Source organism: Pseudonocardia kujensis (assembly GCF_021283305.1).
Lineage (GTDB): Bacteria > Actinomycetota > Actinomycetes > Mycobacteriales > Pseudonocardiaceae > Pseudonocardia > Pseudonocardia kujensis.
On sequence record NZ_JAJSOK010000123.1, the window covers coordinates 1 to 10,533 of the forward strand.

8 protein-coding genes are annotated in these 10,533 nt (G+C 73.3%); 7 read left to right on the forward strand and 1 reads right to left on the reverse strand.

Annotated features, from left to right (window positions below):
- The 6 genes from LWC35_RS38065 to LWC35_RS38090 form a co-directional block, all read left to right on the forward strand.
- Positions 1 to 1,005 (forward strand): polyprenyl synthetase family protein (locus LWC35_RS38065; RefSeq protein ID WP_232875419.1); only part of this gene is annotated, 1,005 nt, incomplete at its 5' end.
- Between the two features lie 7 nt (positions 1,006 to 1,012).
- The gene (gene crtI / locus LWC35_RS38070) at positions 1,013 to 2,524 is read left to right on the forward strand and encodes a phytoene desaturase family protein (protein WP_232875420.1); all 1,512 of its coding nucleotides are present in this window, start codon (positions 1,013 to 1,015) and stop codon (positions 2,522 to 2,524) included.
- A 66-nt stretch (positions 2,525 to 2,590) separates the two neighbouring features.
- Complete coding sequence (mptB, locus tag LWC35_RS38075) at positions 2,591 to 4,273, forward strand: polyprenol phosphomannose-dependent alpha 1,6 mannosyltransferase MptB (protein WP_232875422.1); 1,683 nt, start codon at positions 2,591 to 2,593, stop codon at positions 4,271 to 4,273.
- Positions 4,248 to 5,246: a phytoene/squalene synthase family protein gene (locus tag LWC35_RS38080; RefSeq protein ID WP_232875424.1), complete on the forward strand. Its 999-nt coding sequence runs from the start codon at positions 4,248 to 4,250 to the stop codon at positions 5,244 to 5,246. Before mptB ends, LWC35_RS38080 begins: the two co-directional genes overlap by 26 nt.
- A 339-nt stretch (positions 5,247 to 5,585) precedes the next feature.
- Positions 5,586 to 7,103 carry a flavin-containing monooxygenase gene (locus LWC35_RS38085; protein WP_232875426.1) on the forward strand — a complete coding sequence of 506 codons (1,518 nt, stop codon included), beginning with the start codon at positions 5,586 to 5,588 and terminating at the stop codon, positions 7,101 to 7,103.
- A complete protein-coding gene (locus LWC35_RS38090) occupies positions 7,100 to 8,014 on the forward strand; it encodes an alpha/beta fold hydrolase (RefSeq protein WP_232875428.1) in 915 nt (304 codons plus the stop codon). Before LWC35_RS38085 ends, LWC35_RS38090 begins: the two co-directional genes overlap by 4 nt.
- 148 nt (positions 8,015 to 8,162) lie before the next feature.
- On the opposite strand, the gene LWC35_RS38095 is transcribed toward LWC35_RS38090, so the two are convergent.
- Positions 8,163 to 8,528: an Rv2175c family DNA-binding protein gene (locus tag LWC35_RS38095; RefSeq protein ID WP_232875429.1), complete on the reverse strand. Its 366-nt coding sequence runs from the start codon at positions 8,526 to 8,528 to the stop codon at positions 8,163 to 8,165.
- A gap of 76 nt (positions 8,529 to 8,604) precedes the next feature.
- Between LWC35_RS38095 and pknB the strand changes: the two genes are divergently transcribed.
- On the forward strand, positions 8,605 to 10,410 hold the full coding sequence (gene pknB / locus LWC35_RS38100; RefSeq protein WP_232875431.1) for a Stk1 family PASTA domain-containing Ser/Thr kinase: 1,806 nt from the start codon (positions 8,605 to 8,607) through the stop codon (positions 10,408 to 10,410).
- Positions 10,411 to 10,533 lie beyond the last annotated feature (123 nt).

Consider the following 10,533-nt stretch of genomic DNA (forward strand, 5'->3'; position numbering starts at 1 on the left):
GAGGACGCCTCGGCGATCGGCCCGGTGTTCGCCGACGCGGTCGACTCGCTCGTCCGGTTCGTCCTGAGCGGGGGCAAGCGGATCCGCCCGACCTTCGCCTGGTGGGGCTGGCGTGGCGCGGGCGGCGACCCGGCCGGCACGCAGGCCCCGGCCGTGCTGCGGGCGATCAGCGCGCTGGAGCTGATCCAGGCCTCCGCGCTGGTGCACGACGACCTGATGGACGCCTCGGCCACCCGCCGCGGCCGGCCCACGGTGCACGTGGAGTTCGCCGGCCGGCACGCCGACGCCGGCTGGTCCGGCCCGCCGGCCCGGTTCGGCGCCGCGGCGGCGATCCTGCTCGGCGACCTGGCGCTGACCTGGGCGGACGACATGTACCACGAGTCCGGCCTCGACGCGGAGACCCTCCTGCGGTGCCGCGACCCGTGGCGCGGCATGCGCACCGAGGTCCTCGGCGGGCAGTACCTCGACGTCCTGACCCAGTCGACCGGCGACGACTCCCCCGGCGCCGCGCTGCGCATCGACCGTTTCAAGACCGCGGCCTACACCGTGGAGCGTCCGCTGCACCTGGGCGCCGCCCTGGCCGGCGCGCCGGAGCCGCTGGTCGCGGCGTACCGGCGGTTCGGCGCGGACATCGGCGTGGCCTTCCAGCTGCGCGACGACCTGCTCGGGGTCTACGGCGACCCCGGGGTGACCGGGAAGCCCGCCGGGGACGACCTCCGCGAGGGCAAGCGCACCCTCCTGGTGGCGCTCGCCCTCGAGCGGGCCGGCGACGGGCCGGCCCGCGCGCTGATCACCGGGGCGCTCGGCGACCCCGACCTCGACGCCACGACGGTCGAGCAGCTGCGCGAGGTGTTCACCGAGCTGGGCGCGGTGCAGGCCGTCGAGCAGCGGATCGCGGCGCTGACCGGGGCCGCGCTCGACGCGCTCACGGCCGCCGACATCGCCGAGCCCGCGGCGACGGAGCTGCAGGAGCTCGCGGTCCAGGCCACCCGCCGGCACCGGTGACGCACCGGTGAGACGTCTGGAGGGCCCGACCGACCACGTCGTGGTCGTCGGGGCCGGGCTCGCGGGCCTGTGCGCGGCCCTGCACCTGCTCGGCGCGGGCCGCCGGGTGACGATCGTGGAGCGCGACGACCACCCGGGCGGCCGCGCCGGCCGGCTGGACCTGACCAGCCCGTCCGGCACCTACCGGGTCGACACCGGACCCACGGTGCTGACCATGCCGGAGCTGCTCGACCAGGCCCTGGCCGCGGTCGGCGACTCGCTGGCCGCCCGGCTCGACCTGGTCCGGCTCGACCCGGCCTACCGCACCACCTTCGCCGACGGCACCACCATCGACGTCCACACGGACGCCGAGGCGATGGAGGCCGAGGTCCGCGCCACCTGCGGGCCGGAGTCGGCCGACGGGTACCGGCGGCTGCGCGCCTGGCTGACCGACCTCTACCGGACCGAGATCGACTCGTTCATCGGGGCGAACTTCGACTCGCCGTTCTCCCTGCTCGGGCCCGACCTGCTGCGGTTGGCGGCGCTCGGCGGCTTCGGCCGGCTCGGGCCGCGGATCGCCCGGTTCCTGCCCGACGAGCGGCTCCGCCGGATCTTCTCCTTCCAGGCCCTCTACGCGGGGGTCGCGCCGAACCGTGCGCTCGGCGCCTACGGCGTGATCGCCTACATGGACACGATCGCGGGCGTGTACTTCCCGCGCGGCGGGATGCGGCAGGTGGGCGACGCGCTCGCGGCCGCCGCCGTCGACGCCGGGGCCACGCTGCTGACCGGCCGCGAGGTCACCGGGTTGGAACGCCGCGGCGGGCGCGTCACCGCCGTCCGGCACACCGCCGCCGAACGGGGCGACGGAGTCGCCCCGGAGCGCCTGGCCTGCGACGCCGTGGTCCTCACCCCGGACCTGCCCGTCGCCCACCGGCTGCTCGGCCGCGCCCCGCGGCGGCCGGTGCCCGTCCGGTGGGCGCCGAGCGCGGTCGTCGCCCACCTCGGAGTGACCACGCCGCGCCACGAGCTCGCGCACCACACCATCTCCTTCGGCGCGGCGTGGGAGCGCACCTTCGCGGAGATCATCGACGAGGGCCGGCTGATGAGCGACCCGTCGTTGCTGGTCACCCGGCCGACCGCGACCGATCCCACGCTCGCGCCGGCAGGCCGGGACCTGCTCTTCGTCCTGGCGCCGTGCCCGAACCTGGAGCGGGCCGGCCTGGACTGGGACCGGGTCGGCCCGGCGTACCGGGACGAGCTGCTCGGCGTGCTGGAGAAGCGCGGCGTCACCGGGCTGACCGGCGACGTCGAGGTCTCCGCGCTGGTCACCCCGGCGGACTGGGCGCGGCAGGGGCTCGCCGCGGGCACGCCGTTCTCGGCCGCCCACACCTTCGCCCAGACCGGACCGTTCCGGTCCCGGAACCTTCCGCGCCGGTTCGGCAACGTCGTCCTCGCGGGCTGCGGGACCACGCCCGGGGTCGGCATCCCGCCCGTCGTCCTCTCCGGACGGCTGGCCGCGGCCCGCGTGACCGGGGCGTGACCGGGCCGTGATCGGGCGGGGTCCGCAGCGGACCGAATGGCCGCCCGTGCGAGCACGGGCCTCGCCATGACCGCGCAGCCCACCCGACCGGCGACCGGGCCGGAGCCGACCGACCCGGCAGGTTCCCCGGCGCCCACCGACGTCCCCACGGCCACGGCGCTCGCCCCGGACGACGGGGAGCGCGAGTCGCCACCGGCCGCCGGGACGGGTGCCGCGCGCCCGGCCCCCGGCTTCTGGTCCCGCCTCGGGAACCCCCCGCGCGCGCCGCTCTGGCTCGGCTTCACGGCCTCGGTCGTGCTGCTGGTCGGCGGCGTGGGCGGCGGCGGCACGCTGATCCACGACCCGATCCTCACCAACAGCCCGCTCGGCTTCTGGCGCTACGGCCACGGCAAGGAGCTCGCCACCGCGCTGATGTACGTCGGCGTGGTGCTGATGGCCTGGGCGTGGGTCCGGCTGGGGCGCGAGGTGCTGGCGCGCCGTGTCGGCGGCCGGGCCGTGCTCACCACCGCGGTCCTGTGGATGCTGCCGCTGCTGGTCGCCCCGCCGCTGTTCACCCGGGACGTCTACAGCTACCTCGCGCAGGGTGCGCTGCCGCTGTTCGGCTTCGACCCGTACGGGGTCGGGCCGGAGGCGATGCCCGGCACCTTCACCGACAACGTCCACTACTTCTGGCAGGACACCCCGGCGCCCTACGGCCCGCTGTTCATCCTGATCGCGAAGGCGTGGGCCTGGGTGACCGTGCAGGCCGGCACCAACATGGTGGTCGGTGTGATCGGCATGCGGCTGATCATGTGCATCGGCCTGGTGCTGCTGATCGGGGCGCTGCCGGAGCTCACCCGCCGCCTCGGCGGGCGGCCGGCGGTGGCCCTGTGGGTCGTGGTCGCCAACCCCGTGATGGTGATCCACCTGGTCGGCGGCGGGCACAACGACCTCCTGCTGGTCGGGTTGCTGGCCGTCGGCTGCCTGGCCATGCTGCGCGGGAAGCACGTGCTCGGCATCGCGCTGGTCACGCTGGCGATGGCGACCAAGGCCAGTGCCGCCGTCGCGCTGCCGTTCCTGGTGCTGATCTGGGCCGCGCAGCTCGAGGGCACGTTCCTGCGGCGGCTGGTCCGCGCCGGGGCGGCGAGCGTCGCGGTCTTCCTCGTGGTGTTCGCGGGCGTGAGCCTGGCCGCCCAGGTCGACCTGGGCTGGCTGCCGGCGCTCAGCGCGCCGTCGATGATCGTCAACTGGCTGTCGCTGCCCACCGGGCTGGGCGAGTTCGTGCACACCGCCCTCGGCGGCGTGGCCCCGCTGCCCAAGCAGCCCTTCATCAACGTGGCCCGCGTGATCGGCGGGGCCGCGCTGGTCGCGATCGTCGTGGTGCAGTGGTGGCGCGCCCGCGGTGGCGGCCCCGACGCCGTGCGTCGCGCCGGCATCGCGCTGCTCGCCGTCGCCCTGCTGTCCCCGGCCACCCTGCCCTGGTACCTCAGCTGGGGTATGGCGATCCTCGCGATGGTCCCGTGGAGCGCCCGCGGCCTGCAGTGGCTGGTCTTCGGCTCGCTGTGGCTGATGATCGTCTACTACCCGAGCGGCGAGGCGGCCCTCTACAACTGGGGTTACCTCGCGGCGTGCGCCGTGCTCGCCTGGATCGCGGCGCGCTCGCTGCTGCGGCCGGACCCGCTGGGCTTCCGCCGGCCGAAACCGGTCCCGGCCCGGACCTCGCTGACCGGCGCCGAGCCTCCCCGTGCGGCCGCAGTCGGCGGCCGCTGAGCTCGACGCGGCCGGGATCGCCGATCCCGCGCTGCGCCGGGCCTACGCCGACTGCCGGGCGCTCAACGCCCGGTACGGCCGTACCTACTTCCTGGCCACCCGGCTGCTCACGCCGGACCGCAGGCCCGCGATCCACGCGCTCTACGGCTTCGCCCGGCACGCCGACGAGATCGTCGACGACCTCGGTGCCGGCGCCCCCACCGAGGAGCGCGAGGCGGTGCTCGACGAGCTCGGCCTCGACCTGGTCAGCGCGTTCTCCGGCGACGACCGCGGCACCCAGCCGGTGGTCACCGCGGTCGCCGACACGGTGCGCCGGTACGGCATCGACCCGCGGCTGTTCTCCCCGTTCCTCACGTCGATGCGGATGGACACGCACGTCACCGGCTACGCGACCACGGCCGAGCTCGACACCTACGTCCACGGCTCCGCGGCGGTGATCGGCCTGCAGGTGCTCCCGGTGCTCGGCACCGACGCCCCCGCGGAGGCCGCGCCCCACGCCGCCGCGCTCGGCGTGGCCTTCCAGATGACCAACTTCCTGCGCGACGTCGGCGAGGACCTCGACCGTGGCCGCGTCTACCTCCCGGCCGACGAGCTGGCCGCGTTCGGGGTGGACCGGGAGCTGCTGACCTGGTGCCGCACCCGGCGGACCACCGAACCCCGGGTCCGCCGGGCGCTCGCCCACCTGGTCGCCCGCACGCGCGCGGTGTACCGCCGGGCCGAGCCGGGGATCGCGATGCTCGCGCCGGCCTCGCGCGACTGCGTGCGCTGCGCGTTCACGCTCTACGGCGGGATCCTCGACGAGATCTCCGCCGCCGGCTACGAGGTCCTGCACCGCCGGGTCTCGGTCCCGCAGCGCCGCCGGCTGGCGGTGGCGGGTCCCGCGCTCGCCCACGCCGTCTGGACCCGCCGACGGCCCTCCACACGACAAGGGGTTCCGTCGTCCCCGCGTCGCAGGTACCCGCCGATCCCGTGACGCCGCGGGAGCGCGAAGTCGCCGAAGTGATCGTGCAGGGTTCGAGCGACCGTGCCCGCCGGAAGTGAGTGACGGACCGGCCGCACGACCGGCCTGGTCGACTTGTCGCCGCGCCCGGGGCCGGCGCCGTCGTTCGCCACGGCCCTGAGCGCCTGCGCCTCCGAACGGCCTGCGCCGATTGGTCAAAAACTCGTCACCGAGTTGTTCGGATGTCCGTGGTGCGGAACGTTCGCGCTTCCTACTGTTGCACCGATCAGACTGCCCCGAGAAACGTCGGAGCGCGCCGGCACGAGGCGCGGACGTCTTCTGGCTTGCACCGTCCCGAGGAGCCTTCACCCCATGACTCTTCCGCCGCCGTCCTTCGACCACGTGGATGTCTTGATCATCGGCGCCGGAATCTCGGGAATAGGCGTGGCGTGCCATCTCTCGATGTCGCAACCAGGTCGGACATTTGCCGTTGTCGAGAGTCGCCACGACATCGGTGGTACGTGGGACCTGTTCCGATACCCCGGCATTCGGTCCGACGCGGACCTGCTGACCTTCGGCTTCACGTTCAAGCCATGGGATCGGGAGAACTCGATCGCCGACGCCGACGAGATCCTCGACTATCTGAACGAGACCGTCGAGGAGTACGGACTCCGACCGCACCTGCACCTCGGCCACAAAGTGCGGCGCGCGGTGTTCGACACCGCCGAAGCCCGATGGACGATCACGCTCGAACGCGTCGTGGACGGCTCCGAGTTCGTCGTGACCGCCGCCTTCCTGTTCGCCGGTACCGGCTACTACGACTACGCCGCCGGCTACACACCCGAATTCGACGGCATCGAGGACTTCGGCGGCGAGGTCATCCATCCGCAACATTGGCCCGAGGATCTCGACGTCGCCGGGAGACGCGTCGTGGTCATCGGGAGCGGCGCCACCGCAGTGACGTTGCTCCCCAGTTTGGCCGCCTTGGGCGCACATGCGACGATGCTCCAGCGAAGCCCCGGTTACGTCGTCTCCATGCCACGACGAGACCCCTTCGTCAACGGTCTGCGCAGAATTCTTCCGCCGACCTTGGCGTACCGGATCTCCCGCCGGCGAAATCTTCTTCGCCAACAACTGCTCTACTCCGCCAGTCGGCGATACCCGGCACTGATGCGCAGGGTCATCCGACACCTCAATGCCAGAGCCCTCCCCGAGGGATTCGACGTCGACGTGCACTTCAACCCGGTCTACGACCCGTGGGACGAACGCATGTGTCTCGTACCGGACAACGACTTGTTCGAGGCCATCCGGGACGGGAAGGCCACGGTGGTCACCGACCACATCCAGCGCTTCACGGCAGAGGGACTCGAACTCAAGTCGGGTGACACGCTCGAGGCCGACATCATCGTGACCGCGACCGGTCTGAACTTGCAGGCGTTCGGCGGCATCGACATCGTCGTCGACGGCATGCCGGTGGTTCCGGGCGAACGCGTCGTCTACAAGAGCGCCATGCTCGACGGCGTGCCCAACTTCGTCTTCGCGCTGGGCTACTCGAACGCGTCATGGACGTTGAAGGTGGACCTGCTGGGCGAATACCTGTGCCGCTTGGTCGGGTACATGGACCGACACGCCTACGACGTCGCCACGCCGGTGCTCGACGACCCTGCCATGCCCACCGACGTCTACTACGACCTCCCGTCCGGCTACATGCAGCGTGGCGTGCACCGGCTGCCCAGGCGCGGTGTGCGCGGGCCGTGGACGGTCGAGCAGAGCTACACGTTCGACAGGGAGCGACTCTGCCGCAGCCGGATCGACGATTCGGCGCTGCACTTCACGCGCTCGTCCGCGAACGACCAGAAATCCGCCGCACGCACCGGTGGCGTCGCGTGAACGATCCCGTCGTCACCACCATCTGCGGACGTCGAACTCGCCTCCGCGTCGCCGGGCCGTCCGATGCACCAACCGTGGTCCTGCTCCATGGCATCGGACGCAGCCTGGAAGATTGGGGATCCCAGTTCCCCTTTCTCTCGAAGGCGTACCGGACCGTCGCGGTCGACATCGCGGGTTTCGGCATGTCCGAGCGCGCGCCGGGCCCGATGGACATCCCCGCGCTCGCCACCGCCACCGTCGAAACACTCGACGCGGTGGACGTGGACCCGTCGTCGCCGTGGCACGTCGCCGGCAATTCGCTGGGCGGCGCCGTCGCCATGGGCGTGCTGGCCGCTCGTCCCGAACGTGTCGCATCGCTGACACTGGTTGCCAGCGCAGGATTCGGACGCGAGGTCACGCCGTTGATCCGACTCCTGGCAGTTCCGGGAATCGGCAATCTTCTCGCAAACACCACGACGAGAGCGTCAGCACTCCTCACCGAGCGCTTGATCTTCGCGGATTCGTCCTACGCGACGGGGCCGCGGATCGATCACGCAGTGGAACTGGCACGCCGCGTGGACGCCGGGCCGAACCTTCACGAGACCGCGCACCGCCTGATCGGGATCCGCGGCGTGCGGGCCGGCTGGCGAACCGAGCTGCTGCGAGCCGTGGAAGAGCACTGCAGGCCGATGTTGCTCATGTGGGGATCGAGGGACCGGATCCTACCCGAGCACCATCTGCGACGGGGAAGAGCACTCTTCCCCCATGCCAGAACACATCGGTTCGACGGGGCCGGACACATGCCGCAGATCGAGTGCGCCGGCGAGTTCGCCGACGTCTTCATGAACTTCCTCACGGAAGCAGGCCAATCGGATCCACTCCGCACGAGCGGGCGCACCGCAACACCGGACACGCCGCCAACAGGCGGCTGATGCGCCGCGTGCCCACGTCGCCGCCGACTGCAATGTCCGGGCCGCCGCGGCGCCACCCGACGGCCCCCGGGGCCCGCGGGTCCGGCCGGTGGTCACGCGCCCGGACCTCCGGCCGGAACTCCGTTCGGAATGCCGCCCCGAAAGCCGCTCAGAACGCCATGGCCTGGGCGCGCCGCTTGATCTCGCGGTGCCGCCCGGCCCGGATCGCCGCGATCGGCGTGCCGGGCAGGCTCTCGTCCTCGGTGAAGAGCCAGCGCAGGATGTCGATGTCGGGGTAGCCGCCGTCGCGCAGCACGGTGATCGTGCCGGAGAGGCCCTTCACCACGGCGTTGCCTTCGAGGAAGTCGGCCGGCACGCAGGTGGTGCCCTCGCGCCTCAGCGAGAGCAGCTGGCCGTCCTTGATCAGCTGGTGCACGCGGGTCCGCGGGACCGAGAGGATCTCGGCGACCTCGGTGGCCGGCAGGACGGCGATGTCGTCGGACAGGACGGGGCCCGTCCCGTTCGTCTCACTCACGCGCGTCACCATGCCACAGCACCGACCGCCGAGGGGAGACGCGCGGCCGGACTTCGCCCGGCGGTACCGTCGGGGGGTGACCGCCCCGCCCGGCTCCCCCGGAGCCTTGATCGACGCGCGGTACCGGATCGGGCCGGTGGTGGCCCGCGGCGGGATGTCCACCGTGCACCGGGGGCTGGACACCCGGCTGGACCGGCCGGTCGCGATCAAGATCATGGATCCGCGGCTGGCGGCGGACCCGACCTTCCGGGCCCGGTTCGAGCGGGAGGCGCGCTCCGCGGCGCGGATCGACCACCCGCACGTCGTCGCCGTCCACGACCAGGGCCGGTGCACGCCGCCCGGCGGCGAGCCCACCTTGTTCCTGGTCATGGAGCTGGTCGAGGGCGGCACCCTGCGGGACGTGCTGCGCCGGCGGGGCGCGCTGGGCGTGCCGGCGACCTTCGCGGTCCTGGAGCCGGTGCTGGCGGGCCTCGCGCAGGCGCACCGCCTCGGCATGGTGCACCGCGACGTCAAGCCCGAGAACGTGCTGCTCGGGCGGGACGGGAGCGTCAAGGTCGCCGACTTCGGGCTGGTCACCGCGGCGGCCGAGGCCGGGGTCAGCCACGCCGGGATGATCCTCGGGACGATGGCCTACCTCTCACCCGAACAGGTCGCCACCGGCCAGGCCGACCCGCGCAGCGACGTCTACGCCGCCGGCGTCCTCTGCTACGAGCTGCTCACCGGCGCCCCGCCCTACACCGGCGACAACCCCCTTTCGGTCGCCTACCGGCACGTGAACGACGACGTGCCACCGCCCTCGGCGGTCGCGACCGAGGTCCCGCCGGAGCTCGACGACCTGGTCCGCCGGGCCACGTCGCGCGACCCCGCCCGCCGTCCGGCCGATGCCGCGGCGTTCCTCGGCGAGCTCGTCGGGCTGCGCGAGTGGCTGGCCGTGCCGCAGGTGCCGGTCCCGCTGCCACCCGCGCCGCCGCTGGAGGAGCAGGACACGGTGCCGGCCGAGGGCTTCGCGCTCGAGGCCCCGGCCCACCCCGCCGGGCCCGGCGGCACCCGCGCGCTGAGCCGGGCGGAGTGGCCCGACGACCCGCCGACCGGGATCGACCGAGGCGGGCGCGCCGGACGGCACGGCACCGCGTCGGCCCCCCGCCTCGGCGTGCTGCCGGACCACCGGATCGCCCGGCGCCGGGGACGCCGCGTCTTCGCGCTGTGGATCGTGCTCCTGCTGCTGCTCGGCCTGGTCGTCGGTGGCGCGGCGTGGTGGCTGGGGTCGGGCCGGTGGACGTCGATGCCCGCCGTCGTGGGGTTGGACCGCACCGCCGCCGAGCAGCTGCTCACCCAGGCGGACCTCGCCTGGTCGGTCACCGAACAGCACCACGACGACGTGGCCGCCGACCGGGTGGCCGCCGTCGACCCCGCCCCCGAATCCCGGCTGCTGCGCGGCAGCTCCGTGACCCTCACCGTCTCGACCGGACGCCCCGTGGTCCCGGCGATCGCCGAGGGCAGCACGGTGGAGGCGGCGCAGCAGCAGCTGCAGGCCGCGCAGCTCACGTCCGCGACCTCCGGGTCCGCGGCGGAGTTCAGCGCCACGGTGGCGCAGGGTGCGGTGCTGCGCACGGACCCGCCGGCGGGTACCACACTGCCGATCGGCGGCGCGGTCACCCTCGTGCTGAGCAAGGGTGTGCAGCCGCCGCAGGAGGTCGACGTCCCGCTCGTGATCGGTGACCGGCTCGACGAGGCCCGGGAGCGCCTCGAGCGCCGCGGGCTCGAGGTCGACGTCGAGCGGAACTTCCCGTTCGGCAGGGAGAACCCCCGGGTGCTCAACCAGGACCCGGGCCCGGGGACCTCGGTCGAGGAGGGCTCGACCGTCACCCTCAGCGTCTTCTAGGAGACTGCTGAAAAGCTCGGGTGTCGGACCGCCAGTCGATCTCGGGCCGCTGGGACGATGCCCGTGTGCAGGGTCGGTCTGATCCGCAGCGTGAGCTGCTCGATGTCGAGTCCGTGGCCGGGC

What these genes read in the sequence shown, in the direction of transcription:
- mptB (WP_232875422.1), top strand. Translation starts at nt 2,591, where the DNA reads ATGACCGCGCAGCCCACCCGACCGGCGACCGGGCCGGAGCCGACCGAC.
- LWC35_RS38085 (WP_232875426.1), top strand. Translation starts at nt 5,586, where the DNA reads ATGACTCTTCCGCCGCCGTCCTTCGACCACGTGGATGTCTTGATCATC.